Origin of the sequence: Sphaerisporangium sp. NPDC051017 (assembly GCF_040683095.1) — a bacterium.
GTDB lineage: Bacteria > Actinomycetota > Actinomycetes > Streptosporangiales > Streptosporangiaceae > Sphaerisporangium.
Genome location: NZ_JBFBCI010000005.1, coordinates 38958 through 59086, shown reverse-complemented (window position 1 = coordinate 59086; position 20129 = coordinate 38958). Strand labels below are relative to the sequence as shown.

The following is a 20129-nucleotide window of genomic DNA, read 5'->3' as shown; positions in this document are numbered from 1 at the left end:
GGCGCGCCGGTGTTTTATCACCAGCGGTATTTGCGTGCTTACGAGCGCTATCCGCTGACCGGCGTCGAGGCGTTCTTCTATTTCGTCGTCCGTGACCACGGGCGGGCCGTCGCCGTGCTGCCCGTCTCGCTCCTGCGCGGGGTCGACCCGATCGGCCACCTGCGCCCCCGCTACCCCGTCTCGGACGGCGACCGCGGCCTGCTCAGCCACGTCTGGCACTGCTACGACGCCTGGCTGCCCGGCGAGCCCCACGTCGCCGCCGTCACCGGCGAGATGCGCGCGCTCGCCGGTGAGCTGGGCGCCGACTGGTACGGCTTCATCAACGTCCCCCGGACCTCGCCGCTGCGCGACGCCCTGATCGCCGAGGGCTTCCCCGCCGAGCACATCGAGTACCGCTTCACCGTCGACCTGCGCGGCATGACGAGCGTGGACGACTACATCGCCGGGGCGAGGACGAGGGGCCGGGCGAACCTGCGCCGCAACGGCCGCCGGGCGCAGGACGCGGGCGCGACGATCCGCGTGCTGGAGACCGGGGAGGGCGACCTGATGGAGGTCGCCGAGCTGTGCGCCGCCACCACCGCCCGGCACGGCACCGGCGCGTTCTACCCGCCCGCCCTGTTCGCGGACTTCGTCACCGCGCTCGGTGACCACGCCTGCCTGGTCGAGGTGCGCGAGGACGCCAAGCTGGTCGGCGTGGCGGTCTGCTTACGCGACGAGACCCGCTTCCACGCCTGGGCCTGCGGCGTCGACTACGACACGCGGGCCAACTACAGCCCCTACCCGATCCTCTACACCGAGTCGGTCGCGCAGGCGCTGCGCGAGGGCCGCCTCGTCCTGGAGGGCGGGCGCAGCAACCACGCCTTCAAGCTCAAACACGGCCTGTCGCCGCTGCCCCTCGACGCCTGTCTGTCGCGCGTCTGATGCGCGCGTTCGAGGCCGTCCCCGGCCGTCCCGAGGAGTGGAACCGGCTGACGGCCGGCGCCCCGCTGTTCGCCACGGAGAAGTGGCTGGAGGCCATGCGCGGCCGGGTTCCAGGCGATCTGTTCACCTTCGTCCTGCGCGAGGACGGCGAGGCGCGGCTCGCGCTGTACGGCAGCGTCCTGCGCGGCGTTCCCGAGGGCGAGATCTTCGACCTGCCGTACATCTTGGCGGGCGACCCCGGCGAGCTGCCGCTGAGCCCCGAGACGCGCGCGGACCGCGCCACCTGGCAGGCCCCGCCCCCGGAGAGCTGGTACCCCAGCCTCGTGCTCATGCTGCCCGGCTACGAGTGCCACCCGCTCGGCCCGCTGGCCGGGGACCCCGGCGCCCTGGCCGAGCTGGTCGAGGCGATCGTCGCCTGGGCGGGGGAGCGGGGGCTGCGCGCCGTCGCCTTCCTCTACACGCCGCCGTCCACGGCCGCGCTCCAGGACGTGCTGCCCCGCCACGGCTTCTCCCGCGTCGAGCTGTCCTACTCGTGCGAGCTGCCGGTGCCCGGGGACGGCTTCGACGGCTACCTCGGGTCCCTGCCGCGCAAGCGGCGCGGTGAGGTGCGCCGCGAGCTGCGCGCGCTCGCGGACGCCGGCGTGCGGGTGCGCGCGGTCCCGATGACCTCCGTCCCCGAGGACGTGGTGACGTCGAAGCGCGCGCACTCGGCCAAGTACAACGACGGACGTCCGGCCGACCGGGACAAGGTGCGCGCCCGCCTGGAGGGGTTCGCCGGCGTGCCGACCCCGCTGCTGTTCCGCGCCGAGCTGGCCGCACCCGACGATCCGGGCGACGGCGAGCTGGTCGGGCACAGCCTGTTCATCCGGCACGGCGGCGTCTGGGTCTGCGTGAGCACCGGCATGGACTACGGCCGCCACGAGGCGCGCCACGCCTACTTCGCGACCGTCTTCTACGAGCCCGTGCGCGTCGCCTCCGAGGCCGGCGTGCGGCGGCTCCAGTACGGCCACGCGTCCTGGCGCGCCAAGCTGTCACGCGGGTGCGAGGCGGTCCCGACGCCGGGCTGGGTGCGCGCCACGGACCCCGCGCTCGCCCGAGTGGTGGCGAACGCGACGACCACTGTGCTCTCGACCGTGTAAATGCCGCGCCTCCGGCACGGCGGGTTCGGGGCGCCCTTGAGGCCCCGAACGGTGCCTATCGCCGCGGGTTCGGGGTGGGTCAGGAGTCTCTGCGCAGCGGCGGGAAGGTCATGGACGTCCGCAGGACCGCGTGCTCCCAGCGGTCCAGGGTGAGCCCGTAGACGGCCATCTGCGCCGCCGCGCGCTTGAGGTCCACCTGCGGGTGGTCGGGAAGGAACTCGCAGGAGACCAGCTCGGCCAGCGGGTGTGACGCGCCGCCCGGGAGCAGCGCGGCCAGCTCGGCGCCCGCGCCGGGGCGGGGGTCGGCGGCCAGCCCGGGGGCGAGCTTGCGCGCCTCGGCGGTCAGGTCGTTCCAGACGGCGGCGGTGATCTTGGAGCGCAGCCCCGCGCGCACGTCGTCGTACTCCCGGGTCTCCCGGGGGATGCCCGCCTCCAGCAGGCCGACGAGCTCGCGCAGCTCGGTCTGGCCGCCCTCCAGCGGCCGTCCGAGGCCGGGGCCGAAGAAGACGGACGCCTCCAGCTCGGAGTCCTCGGGGCTGTCGGAGGTGTGGATGATGTCCAGCATCACGTTGATGGCGCGGAAGTCGCGGCGGATCGTGCCCGGGGCGGCCTCGGCGGGGTGGCTCGCGCCCTTGAGCGCGCGCAGCCGTTTGTGGGGCGGCTCGGGCGAGACGTCCGCCTGCCCGTCCTCTACCAGCAGAGCGAGGGTGGGTCCGAGATCGAACACCAGGTCGACCTGCCGGTAGAAGTAGGCCTCCCATACGGAAGAGATGTTGCGTTCTTGCCAGGCGTCCTGGTTGGGCGGCCGGTGCCAGAGAACGTCGTAGCGCACCGGAGTGAACGCGTGACGCTCCAGCAGGTCCAGGACTGAGGAGCACAGGTGACGTTCCAGCGCGTCGGGTGGTAGGAGAACGAGAACGGTCCGCTGCCAGTCGATCGCTGTCACCCATCACTCCTTGGAAGGTTACTGACCGGTCTTGTGGGGGTCGGGTCCGGGACTAGCGGGAACGCGTCACGCGCGGCCGGCGGGCGGCTCTGCGGTTGCGGTCCATGTCGTCAGCCCTTCTTCGCGCTGATCTTCGGACGGCGTAACGCCATCTTGCGACGGTCCATGATCAGCCTTTCTTCGGACGCACGCGCGGGCGGCGCAGCGTCACCATGGCTCGGTCCATGGTCATCCCTTCTTCGGCTTGTTGATCTTGGGGCGGCGTGACTGGAGCATCATGCGGTCCATTGGTCCCCCCCTACTTCGACTTGGAGATTCTCGGACGACGTGACACCGACCTTCCGCGGTCCATGGTCAGCCCTTCTTGGGCTTGGAGACCTTGGGGCGGCGTGCGGCCATAGCTCTGCGGTCCATGGTCATCCCTTCTTCGGCTTGCGGATCTTCGGGCGGCGTAGGGCTTGGTACTTGCGGTCCACCCTCAGCCCCTCTTCATCGTGCGGATCTTGGGCCGGCGTACGGCCTTGTCCTCGCGGTCCACGTTCAGCCCTTGGCGGGCTTGGACACCTTCGGGCGGCGCATCGCCTTGGCGCGACGGTCCATGTGCTCTCCTTCGTTCGGTCGATCGGGTAGCGAGGAGTGCGAACACTGGGTGCACTCCCAGCGAACAAATCGCTATTTACCGAGTTTTCGGGTGTCCTAGTGGTTAGTCAATACCGGCGACGGTGATCACCATCGGCTCCAGCGCCGTCCGCAGGCTGAGCAGCACGTCGTCGGCCGTGACAGCTCGGATCGCCTCGATCTGACCGGCCAGAGTCCAGTCGCCGTGCCCGGGAATGAGCCCATATCGGCCGTACAGCAGCGCCTCCTCGAAGGACTGCTCGGTCTCCAACTGGAGCAGCCCCGCCGTGCGCCGCGTGGCCAGCTCGACCTCCGCCGCCGTCCAGCCCCGCTCGGCGCGCTCGGTCAGCAGCGCGGTGGCCGTCTCCACGACCTCGCCGACGTGCTCGGGTGCGGTGGCGATGAACGCACGCCACACCCCGGTGTCGCGGTAGGCGTTGGTGAAGGCCCACATGTCGTACGCCAGCCCGCGCCGGTTCCGGATCTCCTCGAACAGCAGCGCCGAGCTGGCCCCGCCGATCAGGTCCATCAGCACCTGCCAGGCCGGCAGCAGGCGGTGGCCGTACGGCACGGCGGGCCCGCCCAGCACGACCCCGGCCGAGTCGTTGTTCAGCGGATGGTTGCGCCGCCCGCCGCTGACGCTCGGCAGGCCGTGGTCCGGCGGGTCGCCGCCGGGCGGCAGCGCGGTCAGCGGCCCCGACTCCAGGACCTTCAGCACGGCCTCGGCGGTCAGGTCGCCGCAGACGATCAGGGCGGCGGACGAGGCGCGCACCCACCGCGTGTGGAAGGCGCGCAGGTCGTCCAGATTCACCCGGCCGACGCTCTCGGCGGTCCCGCCGACGGGCCGGGCGAGCGGGTGGCCCGCGAACGCGACGTCGTAGAACACGTCGTGGACGATGTCGAAGGGGTCGCCGGCGGCCAGCCGCAGCTCCTCCTGCACGACCTTGCGCTCGGACTCCAGGATCTCCTCGCCGAGGTCCGGCTCGGCCATGGCGCGGGCGAGGATCTCCAGCGCGGCCGGCGCCTCCGGCGAGGGCACCCGGGCGTACAGCACGAGGTGGTCGCGGCTGGTGATGGCGTTGCCCTCGCCGCCGAGCCCCTCCAACAGGTCGATCGGACGCCCGCCGCCGGGCAGGGGCGCCTGCATGAGGATGTGCTCCAGCAGGTGGGTGCCGCCCGCCACGGCCTCCGGCTCGTAGCGCGAGCCGGTGAGCAGCCACAGCGACACCGTGGTCGCGGTCGCGCCCGGCCGGTGCAGGACCCACACGGGGATGCCGTTGCCGAGCGCCACGCGCACCGGAGCCCTCACGTGTCCTCCCCCTTCGCGGCGTCCTCGCCGGCTGCCGCTTCGAAGTCGTCGTCGCCGATGCCGGAGTCCTTGGCGTCCAGGCCGCCCGTGGCCTCCGCGCCCTCCAGCGCCGCCTCGTCGATCTCGTCGCCGTGGACGAGCACGAACCCGCCCACCGGCGTGTCGGCCCACAGCGTGCCGCCGCGCTCGCGCAGGGTGGCCGTCTCGGCGTAGTGGTCGCCCGCGACGGGCAGGGCGAACAGCACCAGGCCCGCCTCCAGCGCGGTCCTGCTGTCCACCTTGCGCTCGGTGAGCTGCCAGGCGCGCCGCCCGAGCGCGCCGGAGCGCCCCGCCATCATGCGGTTCTGCAGCTCCAGCAGCGCCAGGTCGATCGGGCGCCGCAGGCCGCGCGCCGCCGTGACGCGGCGCCGCGCCCGGCCGATCCGGGTGAGCGCGCGCAGGTCGCCGGGCAGCGGGGGCACGTCCAGGGAGGCGGCCTCCAGCAGCGACGCCAACTCGGCGTACTCGGGCCACAGCCCGACCTCGTGGACGGCGAGGGCGCACGCGTTCAGCACATTCTTGGGCGCGCCGGTCAGTTGCAGCGCGGCGTCCACCAGATCGCGGGCGCGGAACGGCTGCTCGAACCGCTCCAGCAGCAGCGCGACGAGGTTCTTGGCCACCGGCTCCTCGCACGGGGGAGGCAGCGTGCGGCGGGCGGGGATGCCGACCCGGTCGCCCAGCATCGCCAGCGTGCTCAACTCGACGGTGTACGGCAGCCCGTACGGGTCGTCGGGCAGGCGGCGCATGCTGACCATGAACTCCAGCCGGCCCTCGAACTTCAGGAACGTGGCGCTGTGGACGCCCCAGCCGTCCTCGACCAGCCAGGAGACCATGCTCCAGACCCGGTCCTGCTCGGGGATCCAGTAGTCCAGGTCGTTCATCGTGCGCACGAGGGGCTCGGGGTAGCGGGCGGCGACCTCCAGGCCCTTGAACGTGACCGGGTTACCGAAGGTCGCGCCGATCCGCGCGTGCAGGTCCCGGTAGAACGCGACCCGCCCGCGGTACTGGGCGAGGTCGTGGGCCAGGCCCGGGCCGAGCTCGCGCCCGTCCCGCTCCCAGGCGCTCAGCAGGGTGGCGACGAAGGACGGCTGATCCGTGCGGGCGACGTACAGCACCTCGCCCGGGGTCTCCATGTCCTGGCCCGTCACCGTGGCCAGGATCTCCTCCAGCTCGCCCGACGTCAGCCCGATCACCTGGTTCTGTCCTCCGGCATGCGTCGACAGGGGGTAAGGATCTTTGCACGACTCTGACAGATCCCACCCCTCCCCACAAGACGCGCCCCGGGATCGCGTCCACGCCGGAGGACGGACTGGAACAGGCGACCAGTTGGTGAATTACCCCGCTTTCCTGCCTTATGGATGGGTTACAGGAAATAGGCGTGGATCGTTCCTGACTGGGCTGCCTCGCGACCCGTGTTCGCCGTCTGGCGGGGGGTCGGAGTGGCGGCGGTGGCGCCAGGTGAGCGGAACGCGGATGTGGTCTTGACGACAGGCCTTACAGCCGTTCCGCGCCCTTTACCGTTAAGAAACTTTCCTTTATATTCCAGGCATCCCCCCAGCAAAGGAGCGTGGTATGCGAAGAACGATCATGTTTACTGCAACGGCCTTGCTCACCGCCGGTGCCACGGTGTTCGCCGCCTCGCCGGCGCTCGCCCACGGCTACATCTCCTCCCCGCCGAGCCGGCAGGCGTTCTGCGCCCAGGGCAAGGTGCCCGACTGCGGCGAGATCATCTGGGAGCCGCAGAGCGTCGAGGCCCCCAAGGGCCAGTGGAGCTGCAACGGCGGCGTGGGCCGCTTCGCCCAGCTCGCGGACGAGAGCAGGCCCTGGCCGGCCACGTCCGTCGGCACCTCGGTGACCTTCAACTGGACGCTCACCGCCCGGCACGCCACCAGCACGTGGGAGTACTACATCGGTGGCACCCGCGTGGCCGTGTTCAACGACGGGGGCAGGCAGCCCGGCGCGACGGTCACGCACGACGTGAGCCTGTCCGGCTTCAGCGGCAGGCAGAAGGTTCTGGCCATCTGGAACATCGCGGACACGCCGAACGCCTTCTACTCCTGCGTCGACCTGCAGATCGGCGGTGGCGGCGGCAATCCGACCCCCACTCCGACCCCGACGCGCACCCCGACCCCCACCCCCACCCCCACCGTCCCGAGCGGCACGTGGGCGGCGGGCACGACCTACAAGGCCGGCGACCAGGTGACGTACAACGGCGTGCGGTACCGCTGCATCCAGCCGCACACCGCCCTCCAGGGCTGGGAGCCGCCGAACGTCCCCGCACTGTGGGCGGTCGTCTGAGCCGGTTCCCGCACGGCCCGGCCCCGTCGCCCGTGCCCTTGGCGACCGCTACACGTCGCTGACGACATGGAGCTGCCGTCACGGCATTGACGGAGCGGGCCCCGAGAAGTAACGCGGGAGCGAGGCCGTCCCCTCCCCGGCCGCCACGGCCCCGGAGGGCGCCTCGCTCCCGCCCGTGTCTCCGCACGCCGCATCCGCGCACGCAGAATCCGCGCACGCCGCATCCGCCAAGGGAAGCCGGTCACCGATGAAACGCGCCGCACTCGCCCTCGCCGCCGCCCTGAGCCTGCTGACGCTCCCCGCCTGCGGCGCCGCCACGGCGGCCCCCGAGTCGACCGCCTACCCCACGCCGGCCTCCCTGCCGCCGTACCCTCCCGCGACCGGCGCCAAGAACGACGTCGACGTCGAATTCCTGCAGATGATGATCCCGCACCACCGCCAGGCCATCGAGATGGCCGAGCTCGCGCGCACGCGGGCCGTCCGCCAGGAGGTCAGGGATCTCGCCAACGCCATCGCGGTCACCCAGACCTACGAGATGCGGACCATGACCGCCTGGCTGCTGGAGTGGAAGAAGCCCCTCACCGGGGACCGGCGCACCAAGAGCGAGCACGACCACCACGAGACCCGGCCGTCCGACATCGCCGAACTCGGCAGGATGGAGGGCGCCCGGTTCGAGACCGCGTTCCTCAACATGCTGATCGGCCACCAGCACAACGCCATCGAGATGGCCCGCGAGGAGTACGGCGACGGGAAGAACACCGACGCCCGCAACCTGGCCCACCGCATCGACCTGTCCCGCACGGCGCAGATCAAGCAGATGCTCGGCGAGCTGAACCCGTCCTGAGCCCGTTTCGAGCCGGACCGGCGCTGATCTCGCCGTGAATCGCGGGCGGCGCGGCGGCGTCCGTAGACGTCCTTAGAATTGGCCGGTGACGACACGCCGCTACGGGATCCTGATCATGCCGGCCGCCAACCGGGTCTACGCCGAGGCCTCGGTCGAGCTGATGGAGGCCGAGCTGGAGGTCTTCGACCGGGCGGTCCTGGGCGGGCGGCTGGAGGACATCGCGCCCGAGACGATCGGCGGCGTCCCGTACATCACGTTCGCCGCGCCGGAACTGTCCGAGCGTGAGATCAGGTTCCTGTCCAACCTGTCGTCGCTCTACGCGCTGTTCGGGCTGAACGCGGACGGCACGCTCGCGCCCGTCCCGCTGCGCCCGCTCGACCGCTTCGACGACGACCTGATCACCATCCAGAAGTACGCGGGCAAGACCAACGAGCACTTCACCAAGATGCTGCTGAACGCGACCATCCTGTCCTCGCGTTTCGCCGGCGAGATGGTCGACAGGCCCTTCGCCGTCCTGGACCCGCTGTGCGGCCGGGGCACCACCCTCAACCAGGCCCTGATGTACGGCTACGACGCGGCGGGGCTGGATGTCGACGGCAAGGACTTCGAGGCGTACTCCGCGTTCATCCGCACCTACCTCAAGCGCAAGCGCATGAAGCACACCGCCGAGACCGTGCCGGTGCGGCGCGACCGCAAGCTGGTGGCGCGCAGGCTGGAGGTCTCGATCGGGCTGTCGAAGGAGGAGTACAAGTCCGGCGAGAAGCGCAGGCTGACCGTCGTCAACGCCGACACCACCGCCGCCGGCGCGTTCTTCCCCCGCGCCTCCTTCGACGTGATCGTCGCCGACGCGCCGTACGGCGTGCAGCATGGCAGCCGCGACAAGCAGCAGCACCTCAGCCGGCGCCCGCTGGACCTGCTCGAGGCGGCGCTCCCCGAGTGGACGGGCCTGCTGCGCCCGGGCGGGGCCGTCGGCATCTCGTGGAACACCTACGTCGCGGGCCGCGACGACGTCGCCGAGGTCTTCGCCAAGAACGGCCTGGAGGTCCTGAACGACGGGCCGTACCGCCGGTTCCGGCACCGCGTGGACCAGGCGATCATCCGGGACGTCATCGTCGCGCGAAAGCCGTGAAACGATCCCGGATCCCGGTTTTCCGAAGGCCGCGCCCACCATCAGGAGGATGACCGTGCTGCGGGCAGGCCGATCTCGAAGGATGCGTGGACGAGCATGTGATCGACAGCGAGGCGCTGCATCCGCCCCGAGCCGTGGCGGCGCCGGCTGGACTGGGACCCGGTCCGCATGGTCCGCATGGTGCCGGAGTGCGCCGACGCCATGCGGAGCACGCGCGCGATCTGGATCGACGCGGGGACCAGGGACGAGTACTACCTGGATCTCGGCGCCGAGGCCTTCCGCCGCTCACTGCTCGACACCGGGGTCTCCCGGACGTGATCCGTTTCGAGCTGTTCGACGCGGGCCACGGCGCCATCGACTACCGCTATCCGCTCTCGCCGGCCTGGCCGGCGCGCCAGATCAGTGGTTGACGGTGCAGACGAGCGAGTCGCTCGGGCCGCGCCTGGTGCTCACGACGACGTCGTTCGTGAGGTACTGGCAGGCCTGGTACGGGTCGCCCTGGCCGACGTAGGTGACGGAGCTGCCGGGGCCGCGCTTGTAGCAGCCGAGGGTCGACTGGTAGAGGCCGATGAGCGACTCGGGGTGGACCTTGGCCATGCAGTAGTCGCCGAGGCGGACCGGGCTCATGACGATGTCGATCGTGGCCAGGGTCCGGGCCTGCGCGGGGGCGGTGGTGGCGAGCACCGCCGCGCCCGCCAGGACGGATCCGGCGAGGAGGGCGGAGGAGCGGGATAACAGGGTGATGGCACGACGGGGCACGTTGTCTCCTTTGAACGCCTGCTGAGCGCAGTATTCAATAGGAAACTTTCTTGTTCAATGCCTAAACCGGCGGTGAGGCCGGGGCGCGCTCGCCCGGCAGCTTGGCGGCGAGCACGTCCACCCGCTCGACCGTCGGCGGCCGGATGAACAGCTCGTCCGACCGGTCCCGCAACGCCTCGACCAGCCGTCCCGCCAGGTACGCCCGCCGGTCGCATTCCTCCCCGAAGGCGTTGAACAGCCCGAAGGTCGTGCAGTTGATCCGAAGCGCCACCCAGGCGGGGCACCGCCCCTCGTTCTCGATCAGGGCCAGCCCGTCCCGCAGGAAGTCCTCGACGTCGTGCTCCCTGCCCGGCCGGGCGTGCACGCGCACCAGCAGACCGACGCTGATCATCGCTGATCCCTCCCCTCGGCGGCCCGGAGACGCGGAACGCCAACAACGTTCCCTACCCGGCTCCTGACCTGCGCGAACTCGGATGGATCCGAAGTTACGCCGCCTTGGTGGGATCGGGGGACGCCTACGGGAGCGGCGCGTCCACGGTCGGCGCCTCGGGGCCCGGGACGACGATCGCGGTGATGATCAACCCGTCCTCCACCAGCACCCGCCCGGAGAAGCCCTTGATCTCCACCCCGTCCACCACGGGCCCGGGGACGAGCAGCCGCGCCGCGAACGTCCCGTTCTCGGGGTCGATCTCGACCGATGCCTCCTCGAAGTCCAGCCACTTCCGGGTCAGCGGGAACCAGGCCTTGTAGACCGACTCCTTGGCGCAGAACAGCGCCCGCTCCCAGCAGGCCGTGCCCCCGTGCCGGGACAGGTCGCGCAGGTGGCCGCGCTCCTCCGGCAGGGAGATCACTTTCAGGACGCCCTCGGGCAGCGGGCCGTTGGGCTCGGCGTCGATGCCGATCGCGGTGACCTCCCCGGCGCGGCCGAGGACCGCGCCGCGGTACCCCTGGCAGTGGGTGATGCTGCCGACGACGCCGCTCGGCCACCCGGGCTGCCCCCGCTCGCCGGGCACCACCGGGACCGGGGGCAGGCCCAGCCCGGCCAGGGCCCGCCGGACGCACGCCCGCGCCGTCGTGAACTCCCTGCGGCGCTTGTCGACCGCCTGGCTGATGGCCAGCTCCTCCTCCGGGAACAGCGTCACGTCCGGGGGGTCGTGGAAGAGCTCCGCGTACGCCACGTACGGGGGGAGGATGCGCTCGATCACGAGGCGTCCCCGGAGGGGAAGACCTCGCGCAGCGGCGGGGCGTCCTCCCGGCCGTACATGCGCCGCTCGCGCGGGTACCCGAGCGAGACCTCCTGGAACCGGACGCCGTCGTACCAGGTCGTACGCGGAATGTGCAGGTGGCCGTACACCACCGTGGCCGCGTTGTACTTCAGGTGCCAGTCGGCGGTCTCGACCGTGCCGCACCACTGCGCGAACTGCGGATAGCGCAGGATGTCCGTCGGCTGCCGGACGAGCGGGAAGTGGTTCACCAAGACCGTGGGAATGTCCGGGTCACGCGCGTCCAGCCGGGCCCTCGTCTCGCGCAGCCGGGCCCGGCACCAGGCGTCCCGGCTCGGGTACGGGTCCGGGTGCAGCAGGAACTCGTCGGTGCACACCACCCCGGTCTCGTGCGCCCACGCCATCGCCTCTTCCTTGGTGGTGTCCGGCGGCCGGAACGTGTAGTCGTACAGCACGAACAGCGGCGCGATCGTCACCGGACCGCCCGGGCCCCTCCAGACCGCGTAGGGATCCTCGGGGGTGAGCACGCCGAGGCCACGGCAGACCTCCACCAGGTGGCGGTACCGGGCCTCGCCGCGCAGCGTCACCGGGTCGTCCTTGGGCGTCCACAGCTCGTGGTTGCCGGGCGCCCACACGACGGTGGCGAAACGCTCCTTGAGAAGGCCGAGCGCCCACTCGACGTCGGCGACGAACTCGCCGACGTCGCCGGCCACGAGCAGCCAGTCGGAGTCCGACTCCGGCCGCAGCTTCTCGACGATCTCGCGGTTCTCCGAATAGGCGACGTGCAGATCGCTGATCGCCATGAGCTTGCCGTTGGCCATGCCGCTCATCGTCACAAGGAGATCGTAACCGGCGCTGCCTTCCCGCAGTCGTGCCCGGGCGCGCCGGACGGGCGTACGGGGGCGTTGGCCGGGCGTACGGGGGCCGGGACGGTCCGGGTGTGCGTGCCCCGGCGCGCAGGGACGGATACCGTTTGGGCATGAGCGCCACGATCGTCGCCAAGGACCTCTCCGCCGGGCACGGGGAGCGCGTGCTGTTCTCCGGGCTCGATCTCGTCGTCGCGCCCGAGGACGTCATCGGCCTGGTCGGCGTCAACGGCGCGGGCAAGTCCACGCTGCTGCGCATCCTCGCCGGGCTCGCCGCCCCCGAGCGCGGCTCCGTCCAGGCCAGCCCTCCGGCCGCGGCCATCGGCTACCTCCCGCAGGAGCCCGAGCGCAGGCCCGGCGAGACCATCGCCGAGTTCCTGGGCCGCCGCACGGGCGTCGCCGCTGCGCAGCGCGACCTGGACGCCGCCACCGAGGGCCTGGTGGAAGGCCGGCCCGGCGCCGACGACGCGTACTCCGCCGGGCTCGAGCGCTGGCTCAACCTCGGCGGCGCCGACCTCGCCGAGCGCGCCGAAGAGGTCGCCGCCGACCTCGGCCTCGACATCGACCTCGGCCGGCCCACGACCGCGCTGTCCGGCGGGCAGGCCGCGCGGGCCGGGCTCGCGTCCCTGCTGCTCAGCCGGTACGACGTCTTCCTGCTCGACGAGCCGACCAACGACCTCGACCTGGACGGCCTGGACCGGCTGGAGCGGTTCGTCACCGGCCTGCGGGCCGGCACGGTCGTCGTCAGCCACGACCGCGAGTTCCTCACCAGGACCGTCACCAGGGTCGTCGAGCTCGACCTCGCCCAGCAGCAGGTCAACGTCTACGGTGGCGGCTACGAGGCGTACCTCACCGAGCGGGAGGTCGCCCGGCGCCACTCCCGCGAAGAGTACGAGGAGTACGCCGACACGCGGGCCTCGCTGGAGGCGCGGGCCAGGACGCAGCGGGCCTGGATGGAGAAGGGCGTCAAGAACGCCCGCCGCAAGGCTCCCGACAACGACAAGATCGGGCGTAAGTTCCGCAGCGAGGCGACCGAGAAGCAGGCCGCCAAGGCGCGCCAGACCGAGCGGCTCATCGAGCGCCTGGAGGCCGTGGAGGAGCCCCGCAAGGAGTGGGAGCTGCGCATGGAGATCGCCGTCGCGCCCCGGGCGGGCGCGGTGGTCTCCACCCTGCGCGGCGCGGTGGTCCGGCGCGGCGCGTTCGTCCTCGGCCCCGTGGACCTGCAGATCGGCTGGGCCGAGCGTGTCGCGATCACCGGGCCCAACGGGTCGGGCAAGTCCACGCTGCTGGCCGCGATCCTCGGCCGCGTCTCCCTGGACGAGGGGCACGCAGCCCTCGGGTCCGGCGTGGTCGTCGGCGAGGTCGACCAGGCGCGCGCGCTGTTCCTCGGCGACGAGCCGCTGCTGGACGCCTTCGGCGCCGCCGTCCCGGACATGCCCCCGGCCGACGTGCGCACGCTGCTCGCCAAGTTCGGGCTGAGGGCGGCCCACGTGCTGCGGCCCGCCGCCACGCTCTCCCCGGGCGAGCGGACGCGCGCGGCGCTCGCCCTGCTCCAGGGGCGCGGCGTCAACCTGCTCGTCCTGGACGAGCCGACCAACCACCTCGACCTGCCCGCGATCGAGCAGCTGGAGTCGGCGCTGGCGTCCTACCCCGGCACGCTGCTGCTGGTCACGCACGACCGCCGCATGCTGAAGGCGGTCGACACGACCCGCCACCTCGCCGTCGCGGACGGCAGGGTGGAGGAGGCCGTGGCCGGACGGTAGCCATCCGCGCCCGCGTTCACCGTCTCTCCCTCTCCGGAATCGGACGGCTTTCCCGCCCGGGACGCTCCCAGGGATCGTCATCGCCGACGCGGTCCTCGGAGCCGAAGAGCTCGTCGGCTTCCTGGCGCATCTGCTGGTGGTCCACGTGCGGCAGGCGGCGATGCCGGGCGACCAGTTCCTCTGCAGTCAGGCGCTGCCTGCGCGGAAGTGGCCGGAGTTCGGCGACTTCTATGCCGTTGCGGGTGACGCGGTAAGTTTCGCCGGCCTCCACGGCATCCATGACGGCCGCGAAGCTCTTCCTGAGCTCACACCGAGTGATGACCTTCATACGTCGAGTGTGGCTCGCCGTGTTCCCGGAGGAAGGTGGAGAGCTGCGTGCGACAGAACCAGGGCCCCACTCAAGCGGCATCCAGCGACTTCTCGCTGACAGGCAGGCGTACCGTCCGATCGCCGAAGTCGACGACCAGATCCAAGCGGGCCCCGAGCGCCTCTGCGTAGCGAGCGATGACCTCAAGGGATGCTACCTCGCCGTGCTCGATCTGGGAGACACGGGCAACGCTCACGCCCATGGCGGTCGCGACGTTTTTTTGTCCGAGCCCAAGTTGCTTGCGTACCTCAGCAAGCTGACGGCCGCGGGCCTCGGCGAGAAGCTTCCTGGCACCCTCCTCGATCACGGAAGGGGAGACACCGGCCTCGTGCAGTTCCCGCTCCAGGTCGGCCCAGTCCCCCAAAGTCCTCTTCGGCATGTTCACTCCTCTTCGTCGCTGGTGTACTCGATGTAGAGCTGTACGGCCAGGGGGATGTTCTCCTTGTACCACCGATCCCAGTTGCCCGCCTTATCTCCGCCCAGCAACAACAGCGCCGCCCGAGTGGGGTCGAAGGCGAAGATGATCCTGATCTCCGATCGCCCCCGCGATCCCGGACGCAGTTCCTTGAGATGGTGCAGAGAGCTTCCCTTGAGCCGGTCGACGAGCGGCCTGCCCAGCGTCGGCCCCTCCTCCCGGAGAGCGGCTACAGCCTGAGCGACCTGAATCGCCGAGTCGAACTCTTCCTTGAGGAGCATCCTGAACCAAGCGGCGTACTCCTCTGTGACCTTCACCGTCCACGCCAAGAGAGCCCTCTCGAAATCAAGGATAGCCTTAACATGGACAGTAGGCTACCGCCGTCCGAGTAGGACGTCGTGAAATTGAACAACTCCATTGGGTAACCGAACATGTTGGTCAGTTCAGCTCACACTGGAACCGAAGAGGCGCTATCTCCGTGGCGGACCAACCCTGCCAGGAAGGCCGCTCCTCCGACGCGGGTCGGCCCCCGCCCTGCGTCCAAGCGGCGTTAGGGTAAAGATGGCCATTACCCGGTAAAGCGGCGTCCCTGGTTTGGTTTATGTCTCGCCAGCGGGATGGGCCAGTGGAAAGATTGTCCCGAAGGTCCATCGATGTCCCGGGCGGGGGGGTGAGCTCGATGGGCGACCACCGCGGCATGGAGCGCATGCTGACGGGACTGCTGGACGCGAGCCACCTGGCCGGGTTCGACGAGATTCCTGCGCTGGCGGCCGAGTACGCCGCGCACACCGGGCTGCGGGATGTGGTGATCTTCCTCACCGACCTGCAGCAGGACGTCCTGCGCCCGATGATCGGCACCGGTCCGGCCACGAGCGGCCGGACGCCCGAGGAGCTCAGCGAGCTCAAGATCGACGCCACGCTGGCCGGGCGGGCCTTCCAGGAGGTGCGGTTCCTGTCCGTGGCGAGCGGGGAGGGCGGTCCGATCTCCTGGTGGGTGCCGCTGTTGAACGGCACCGAACGCCTCGGCGTGATCCGGATCACCACCCCGGACGCCGACGAGACGTACCTGGAGGCGATGCGGTCGCTGTCGGCCCTGGTCGCGCTGATGATCGTCTGCACCCGCCGGTACAGCGACTCCCACGCGCACCTCGCCCGGACCCGTTGCATGAACGTGGCCGCCGAGATGCGGTGGAACCTGATGCCCCCGCTGACCTTCGCCAACGCGGACGTGGTGATCGCCGGGGCGCTGGAACCCGCATACGAGATCGGCGGCGACGCCTTCGACTACTCCATCGCGGGGAACACCGCGCATCTGGCGATCTTCGACGCGATGGGCCACGACGTGTCCGCCGGGCTGACCGCGAACCTCGCGGTGGCCGTCTGCCGCAACCGCCGCGTGGAAGGGGACGGCCTGGCCGAGAGCAGCAGGGCGGCCGAGCAGACGTTGCTGGAGGAGTTCGGCAGGGAGACCCGCTTCGTCACCGCCATCCTCGCCGACCTGGACGCCTCCACCGGCATGCTGAGCTGGGTCAACCGCGGACACCACCCGCCGGTGCTGATCAGAGGGGGCCGCCACACGCTCACCCTGCGCTGCCCGCCGTGCCACCCGCTGGGCCTCGACCTCGGCATGCCGATCACGGTGTGCGAGCAGCAACTGGAGCCCGGCGACCGGGTGCTCCTCTACACCGACGGCATCACCGAGGCGCGCAGCCCGCACGGCCAGGAGTTCGGCCTCGCCCGGTTCGTCGACTTCATCATCCGCCGCAGCGCCGACGGCCTGCCGATCCCCGAGACGCTCCGCCGGTTGATCCGTAGCGTGCTGGAGTACCACAAGGGCAGGCTGCAGGACGACGCGACCGTGCTGGTGGCCGAGTGGCACGGGGACTCCGGGCACAGGGGGCTGGGGGACATGGTCACGGGCACGGACGTCCGGCGGGCGTCCTGTTGCGCGGAGAGTCGCCCCGCGTGACCCGCGCCCGCGGTTGACGCGGCTCTGCCTGTCCCGCCACCTCGCACCCCACCCCTAGCGGCCCCGGGGTGCTACATCATCCTGGGCCGCCTGGGACAGGGCCCGCTGAGTCGAGTGCCCGGTGCAGGGCGGGGCCGTACTCAGGCGTGGACGGGTACGCGTACTCAGGCCGCGGCAGCCGGGGGAGCGGGACCATCGACGGTATGAGCAAGCCGATTCACCCCACTGCCATCGCCGTGCTCTACACCGTCACCTCCGCCTTCGTGCTCGCCAAGTGCGTACGCGACCGGCAGGAACTCGGCGCCATGTCCAGCCGCGTCGACCAGGCGCGGCTGGACAGGCTTTCTGATTCGATTAGCGAATCGTAGTCATGTCGTGGCATACTGTTATCAGCACGCCCGGCGCCCAGGCGACGTCGGGCACCCTCCCCGGTCAGGCCGTGCACGCCTGACCGGTCAGCGTCCGGAGGGACGTGCCCAACGGGCTGGCGGCTCCAGTTGCCGGCACCAGGGCACGAAGACGATTGGTGAATACCGGGCAGCTCGTTGTGCCTTGATTCTGTGTAACGCACAGGATCGCTAAGCCAATCAGAGACGCTGTTGTCCGAGCACGACCCCTGCAAGGTCGAAACCTCTGAGGCGAGGAGTGACCCGCCGGACGGGCCCGGCGGGTCACTCCTCGTCGAGACCGCGCTCGATCGCGTAGCGGACCAGCTCGACGCGGTTGTGGAGCTGAAGCTTGTTCAGGGTGTTCTGGACGTGGTTCTGCACCGTGCGGTGGGAGAGCACGAGGCGCTCGGCGATCTGCTTGTACGACAGGCCCTTGGCGACCAGCCGCAGCACCTCGGTCTCGCGGTCGGTCAGGCGCGGCCCGCCCGCGTCGGGGCCGGTGCGCCCGGCCAGGCGGCGGTACTCGCCGAGCACCAGGCCCGCCAGGCCCGGCGTGAACACCGGCTCGCCCTCGGCGGTGCGCCGGACGGCGTCCAGGAACTCCTCCCGCCCGGCCGACTTGACCAGGTAGCCGGAGGCGCCCGCCTTGACGGCCTCCAGGACATCGTCCTGCTCGGCGCTCGCCGACAGGACGAGCACGCGCGGGGGAGGGTCGCAGGCCGCGAGGCCGCGGGCGACCTCCACCCCGGGCAGGTCGGGCAGGCGCAGGTCGAGGATCACCACGTCGGGACGGACGGCGGCGGCGACGCGCAGCGCCTGACGGCCCTCGCCGGTGGTCGCCACCACCTCGTAGTCTGCTTCGGCGAGATCCCGGGCGACGGCGTCGCGCCACATCGGGTGGTCGTCCACCACCATCACCCGCAGCGTCTTCACCCGACACCTACAGCGCGAAAGCCCGGTCCTTCAGGGCCGGGTGGAAGCGCGGAGCGGTCCTGCACATTTGATCCTTTCGTGGCCACTGAGTGTTACGCTCAGTGGCGTGTTGGTGACGGAGGTGTTGAAGCTCGCGTCGAGCCCTGAGCAGGTGAAGAGCCTGCTGGCGACGATGCGGGCCTGCAACGCCGCCGTCAACCGGGCCGCCGAGGTCGCGTTCGGGGGACGTGCCGGACAAGTGGCTGGGCGTTGACCTCGGCATCGTCAACCTGGCCACCGACTCCACTGGCGAAGCCCACACGGGGAAGGGTGTGCGCGCGGTACGGCGGCGTCACGCCCGCCTGCGTGCCCGCCTCCAGGCGAAGGGCACCAAGGCGGCCAAGCGGCTGCTCAAGGCGCGCCGCCGCAAGGAGTCCTGGTTCGCCCGGGACGTCAACCACCGCATCTCCAAGCATCTGGTCGGCAAAGCCGAAGACACCCGGCAGGGGATCGCCCTCGAAGACCTCGAAGGCATCCGCGACCGGGTCACGGTTGCCAAGGCTCAGCGGGCCGACCTGCACTCGTGGAGCTTCTACCAGCTCCGTACGTTCATCACCTACAAGGCCGCCCTCGCCGGAGTCCCCGTCCGGCTGGTGGACCCGCGTAACACGTCGCGGACCTGCCACCAGTGCGGCCACTGCGACAAGCGCAACCGTCCCACCCGGGACGACTTCTCGTGTGTCTGGTGCGGGTTCGCTGGCCCGGGCGACCACAACGCTGCGATCAACATTGGTCGCAGGGCAGTGAGTCACGCTGCCGACGACGCGGCCTGACCCGTGCACCCCATGCACGGTGAGGAGCTGCAAGCTCGGTCCCTTCAGGGCCGAGAAGCTGACGACCGTAACTGTACCGGGAGGTCATCACGGCCTGGAACACGTGCCTGGGGCGTGGGCTTCGAGCGCGGGCGTGTCCACGGGCCGGCGATCAGCGGCGGAGCCTGGCGCGGAGGCGGCGGGAGGGGCCGGGGCCGGGCACGGGGACGGTCATCTCGACCTCGGTTCCCTGGCCCGGAGTCGACACGATGCCGACCACGCCGCCCAGCCCGGCGATCCGCCCCCGGATGGACTGCGCGACGCCGAGCCGCCCCTCCGCCTCGGCCTCCGCGAGCCGCCCGGCGGGGATGCCGGGGCCCTCGTCGCGCACGGTCACGGTGACGCGCGCGTCGTCCGCCTCCGCGAGCACCCACGCCCGGGCGTCGTCCCCGCAGTGCGCCCGGACGTTGTCCAGCGCCGCGCCGACGGCCGCCACCACCTCGCGCGCCCGCCTGGACGGCATCGGGATCGGCGTCGCGGGGGTGGAGACGGTCACGGTCGCCGAGCCGTAGCGGCGCAGCAGGGCGCCCACGTCCGTGAGCCCGCTCTCCTCGGGCCCGGCCGCCGGGGGTTCGCCGCGGACCATCTCGCGCAGCGCCGCCTCCTGCTCGCCCGCGAGCCGTCCCAGCTCCGCCGCCTCCCCGCCGATCTCCAGCCCCCGCCGCTTCACCAGGACGAGCACCTGCAGGACGGAGTCGTGGATGCCCCGGGCCAGCCGTTCCCGCTCCCGGCCCGCCGCCTCCATCTCGGTGGCCCGCTGCAGGCGTTCCTCGGCCTGCTTGGTGAGCCGGGCGACGTGCCCGACCACGGCGCCGGACAGGACGAGCAGGACGGATCCATTGATCGGCACGGAAAGATGGCCGAACCCGCCCGAGCCCCGCAGCCAGATGTCGCAGAGGGACAGGATGATCGCCGTCACCGCGCCCGCCCGGCGTCCCGCGTGCACCGCCCAGGCGAGCACCGGGCCGCCGATCCAGGTTGCGGTGATCGGCATGACCCCCGCCGGACCGGCCCCGGGCCCCTGGATGTAGGGGGAGGAGAGCAGGCAGCCCAGCGTGACCAGCACGTCGAGCACCAGCAGCGTCCGGGACCTGGCGGTCGCGTAGGCGAGGGACGTGACCGCCGTCCAGAGCGCCATGACGCCGATGATCAGCCATCCCACCATGGGACGCGCGTAGCCTCCGGCGCTCGCCAGCAGCAGCGCCGCGTAGGCGAGCGAGGCGATCCGGTAGACCGCGATGGCACGCCAGAACGAGTGCTCGATCCCCATATAAGCCTCATCACGCTCGTACGGCGTGGTCGCCGGTCGACCCGACTATAGGGCGATGTGTCCCCGTCGTGGCGGGGTCAC

At 71.1% G+C, this 20129-nt stretch carries 23 protein-coding genes; 11 read left to right on the top strand and 12 right to left on the bottom strand.

The annotated features are described in order from the left end of the window. Positions 1 to 30: 30 nt before the first annotated feature. Both AB0M95_RS06705 and AB0M95_RS06700 read left to right on the top strand, forming a co-directional pair. On the top strand, positions 31 to 921 hold the full coding sequence (locus tag AB0M95_RS06705) for a GNAT family N-acetyltransferase (RefSeq protein ID WP_363760479.1): 891 nt from the start codon (positions 31 to 33) through the stop codon (positions 919 to 921). Next, a complete protein-coding gene (locus tag AB0M95_RS06700) occupies positions 921 to 2060 on the top strand; it encodes a peptidogalycan biosysnthesis protein (RefSeq protein WP_363760476.1) in 1140 nt (379 codons plus the stop codon). Before AB0M95_RS06705 ends, AB0M95_RS06700 begins: the two co-directional genes overlap by 1 nt. 79 nt (positions 2061 to 2139) lie before the next feature. Here the strand turns inward: AB0M95_RS06700 and AB0M95_RS06695 are convergent, their stop codons facing one another. The 3 genes from AB0M95_RS06695 to AB0M95_RS06685 all read right to left on the bottom strand — a co-directional run bounded on the left by AB0M95_RS06695 (position 2140) and on the right by AB0M95_RS06685 (position 6165). Then, positions 2140 to 3006, bottom strand: coding sequence for a nucleoside-diphosphate kinase (locus AB0M95_RS06695; RefSeq protein ID WP_358512186.1), 867 nt, complete (start codon positions 3004 to 3006; stop codon positions 2140 to 2142). Positions 3007 to 3709: 703 nt separating this feature from the next. Then, positions 3710 to 4933 carry a pitrilysin family protein gene (locus AB0M95_RS06690; protein ID WP_363760473.1) on the bottom strand — a complete coding sequence of 408 codons (1224 nt, stop codon included), beginning with the start codon at positions 4931 to 4933 and terminating at the stop codon, positions 3710 to 3712. Then, a complete protein-coding gene (locus tag AB0M95_RS06685) occupies positions 4930 to 6165 on the bottom strand; it encodes a hypothetical protein (protein ID WP_363760471.1) in 1236 nt (411 codons plus the stop codon). The genes AB0M95_RS06690 and AB0M95_RS06685 overlap by 4 nt, the downstream gene beginning before the upstream one ends. A 379-nt stretch (positions 6166 to 6544) precedes the next feature. Here AB0M95_RS06685 and AB0M95_RS06680 point away from each other — a divergent pair, with 379 nt between their 5' ends. From AB0M95_RS06680 to AB0M95_RS06665, 4 genes are all read left to right on the top strand, one after another. Continuing rightward, the gene (locus tag AB0M95_RS06680; RefSeq protein ID WP_363760468.1) at positions 6545 to 7270 is read left to right on the top strand and encodes a lytic polysaccharide monooxygenase; all 726 of its coding nucleotides are present in this window, start codon (positions 6545 to 6547) and stop codon (positions 7268 to 7270) included. Positions 7271 to 7517: 247 nt separating this feature from the next. Further along, positions 7518 to 8114 carry a DUF305 domain-containing protein gene (locus AB0M95_RS06675; RefSeq protein WP_363760465.1) on the top strand — a complete coding sequence of 199 codons (597 nt, stop codon included), beginning with the start codon at positions 7518 to 7520 and terminating at the stop codon, positions 8112 to 8114. 85 nt (positions 8115 to 8199) lie between these two features. Continuing rightward, positions 8200 to 9243, top strand: coding sequence for an SAM-dependent methyltransferase (locus AB0M95_RS06670; RefSeq protein ID WP_358512200.1), 1044 nt, complete (start codon positions 8200 to 8202; stop codon positions 9241 to 9243). A gap of 168 nt (positions 9244 to 9411) precedes the next feature. Continuing rightward, positions 9412 to 9561, top strand: coding sequence for a hypothetical protein (locus AB0M95_RS06665; protein ID WP_363760462.1), 150 nt, complete (start codon positions 9412 to 9414; stop codon positions 9559 to 9561). An 81-nt stretch (positions 9562 to 9642) separates the two neighbouring features. On the opposite strand, the gene AB0M95_RS06660 is transcribed toward AB0M95_RS06665, so the two are convergent. From AB0M95_RS06660 to AB0M95_RS06645, 4 genes are all read right to left on the bottom strand, one after another. Then, a complete protein-coding gene (locus AB0M95_RS06660; protein ID WP_363760459.1) occupies positions 9643 to 10002 on the bottom strand; it encodes a hypothetical protein in 360 nt (119 codons plus the stop codon). A 61-nt stretch (positions 10003 to 10063) separates the two neighbouring features. Further along, complete coding sequence (locus AB0M95_RS06655; protein WP_358512212.1) at positions 10064 to 10393, bottom strand: antibiotic biosynthesis monooxygenase; 330 nt, start codon at positions 10391 to 10393, stop codon at positions 10064 to 10066. Between the two features lie 124 nt (positions 10394 to 10517). Then, the gene (locus AB0M95_RS06650; protein ID WP_363760456.1) at positions 10518 to 11207 is read right to left on the bottom strand and encodes a 4'-phosphopantetheinyl transferase superfamily protein; all 690 of its coding nucleotides are present in this window, start codon (positions 11205 to 11207) and stop codon (positions 10518 to 10520) included. Beyond that, on the bottom strand, positions 11204 to 12055 hold the full coding sequence (locus tag AB0M95_RS06645) for a metallophosphoesterase (protein WP_363760809.1): 852 nt from the start codon (positions 12053 to 12055) through the stop codon (positions 11204 to 11206). Before AB0M95_RS06645 ends, AB0M95_RS06650 begins: the two co-directional genes overlap by 4 nt. Positions 12056 to 12204: 149 nt before the next feature. Between AB0M95_RS06645 and AB0M95_RS06640 the strand changes: the two genes are divergently transcribed. Then, on the top strand, positions 12205 to 13854 hold the full coding sequence (locus tag AB0M95_RS06640) for an ABC-F family ATP-binding cassette domain-containing protein (RefSeq protein WP_363760453.1): 1650 nt from the start codon (positions 12205 to 12207) through the stop codon (positions 13852 to 13854). A gap of 16 nt (positions 13855 to 13870) precedes the next feature. Here the strand turns inward: AB0M95_RS06640 and AB0M95_RS06635 are convergent, their stop codons facing one another. From AB0M95_RS06635 to AB0M95_RS06625, 3 genes are all read right to left on the bottom strand, one after another. Continuing rightward, complete coding sequence (locus tag AB0M95_RS06635; RefSeq protein ID WP_363760450.1) at positions 13871 to 14182, bottom strand: type II toxin-antitoxin system Phd/YefM family antitoxin; 312 nt, start codon at positions 14180 to 14182, stop codon at positions 13871 to 13873. Positions 14183 to 14252: 70 nt separating this feature from the next. Further along, on the bottom strand, positions 14253 to 14600 hold the full coding sequence (locus AB0M95_RS06630; RefSeq protein ID WP_358512224.1) for a helix-turn-helix transcriptional regulator: 348 nt from the start codon (positions 14598 to 14600) through the stop codon (positions 14253 to 14255). Between the two features lie 2 nt (positions 14601 to 14602). Then, on the bottom strand, positions 14603 to 14953 hold the full coding sequence (locus AB0M95_RS06625) for a type II toxin-antitoxin system RelE/ParE family toxin (protein WP_363760447.1): 351 nt from the start codon (positions 14951 to 14953) through the stop codon (positions 14603 to 14605). A gap of 362 nt (positions 14954 to 15315) precedes the next feature. On the opposite strand from AB0M95_RS06625, the gene AB0M95_RS06620 reads away from it, so the two are divergent. Beyond that, positions 15316 to 16605, top strand: a complete 1290-nt coding sequence (locus AB0M95_RS06620) for a PP2C family protein-serine/threonine phosphatase (RefSeq protein WP_363760444.1) — start codon at positions 15316 to 15318, stop codon at positions 16603 to 16605. Between the two features lie 203 nt (positions 16606 to 16808). Then, on the top strand, positions 16809 to 16973 hold the full coding sequence (locus tag AB0M95_RS06615) for a hypothetical protein (RefSeq protein WP_363760441.1): 165 nt from the start codon (positions 16809 to 16811) through the stop codon (positions 16971 to 16973). A 303-nt stretch (positions 16974 to 17276) separates the two neighbouring features. On the opposite strand, the gene AB0M95_RS06610 is transcribed toward AB0M95_RS06615, so the two are convergent. Continuing rightward, positions 17277 to 17909, bottom strand: coding sequence for a response regulator transcription factor (locus tag AB0M95_RS06610; RefSeq protein ID WP_358513022.1), 633 nt, complete (start codon positions 17907 to 17909; stop codon positions 17277 to 17279). Positions 17910 to 18033: 124 nt separating this feature from the next. Between AB0M95_RS06610 and AB0M95_RS06605 the strand changes: the two genes are divergently transcribed. Further along, positions 18034 to 18180 (top strand): hypothetical protein, encoded by a 147-nt coding sequence (locus AB0M95_RS06605; RefSeq protein WP_363760438.1) that lies wholly within the window; start codon positions 18034 to 18036, stop codon positions 18178 to 18180. After that, positions 18155 to 18739 carry a transposase gene (locus tag AB0M95_RS06600; RefSeq protein ID WP_363760436.1) on the top strand — a complete coding sequence of 195 codons (585 nt, stop codon included), beginning with the start codon at positions 18155 to 18157 and terminating at the stop codon, positions 18737 to 18739. Before AB0M95_RS06605 ends, AB0M95_RS06600 begins: the two co-directional genes overlap by 26 nt. A gap of 151 nt (positions 18740 to 18890) precedes the next feature. On the opposite strand, the gene AB0M95_RS06595 is transcribed toward AB0M95_RS06600, so the two are convergent. Further along, positions 18891 to 20048 carry a DUF5931 domain-containing protein gene (locus AB0M95_RS06595; protein ID WP_363760433.1) on the bottom strand — a complete coding sequence of 386 codons (1158 nt, stop codon included), beginning with the start codon at positions 20046 to 20048 and terminating at the stop codon, positions 18891 to 18893. Positions 20049 to 20129: the final 81 nt, after the last annotated feature.

Bases quoted from the DNA above. Each gene is read 5' to 3' on its own strand.
- AB0M95_RS06615 (WP_363760441.1), top strand. From the start codon at position 16,809: ATGAGCAAGCCGATTCACCCCACTGCCATCGCCGTGCTCTACACCGTC.
- AB0M95_RS06630 (WP_358512224.1), bottom strand. From the start codon at position 14,600: ATGCCGAAGAGGACTTTGGGGGACTGGGCCGACCTGGAGCGGGAACTG.
- AB0M95_RS06620 (WP_363760444.1), top strand. From the start codon at position 15,316: ATGGGCGACCACCGCGGCATGGAGCGCATGCTGACGGGACTGCTGGAC.
- AB0M95_RS06675 (WP_363760465.1), top strand. From the start codon at position 7,518: ATGAAACGCGCCGCACTCGCCCTCGCCGCCGCCCTGAGCCTGCTGACG.
- AB0M95_RS06595 (WP_363760433.1), bottom strand. From the start codon at position 20,048: ATGGGGATCGAGCACTCGTTCTGGCGTGCCATCGCGGTCTACCGGATC.
- AB0M95_RS06635 (WP_363760450.1), bottom strand. From the start codon at position 14,182: ATGAAGGTCATCACTCGGTGTGAGCTCAGGAAGAGCTTCGCGGCCGTC.
- AB0M95_RS06700 (WP_363760476.1), top strand. From the start codon at position 921: ATGCGCGCGTTCGAGGCCGTCCCCGGCCGTCCCGAGGAGTGGAACCGG.
- AB0M95_RS06645 (WP_363760809.1), bottom strand. From the start codon at position 12,055: ATGAGCGGCATGGCCAACGGCAAGCTCATGGCGATCAGCGATCTGCAC.
- AB0M95_RS06665 (WP_363760462.1), top strand. From the start codon at position 9,412: ATGGTCCGCATGGTGCCGGAGTGCGCCGACGCCATGCGGAGCACGCGC.
- AB0M95_RS06610 (WP_358513022.1), bottom strand. From the start codon at position 17,909: ATGGTGGTGGACGACCACCCGATGTGGCGCGACGCCGTCGCCCGGGAT.
- AB0M95_RS06680 (WP_363760468.1), top strand. From the start codon at position 6,545: ATGCGAAGAACGATCATGTTTACTGCAACGGCCTTGCTCACCGCCGGT.
- AB0M95_RS06655 (WP_358512212.1), bottom strand. From the start codon at position 10,393: ATGATCAGCGTCGGTCTGCTGGTGCGCGTGCACGCCCGGCCGGGCAGG.
- AB0M95_RS06640 (WP_363760453.1), top strand. From the start codon at position 12,205: ATGAGCGCCACGATCGTCGCCAAGGACCTCTCCGCCGGGCACGGGGAG.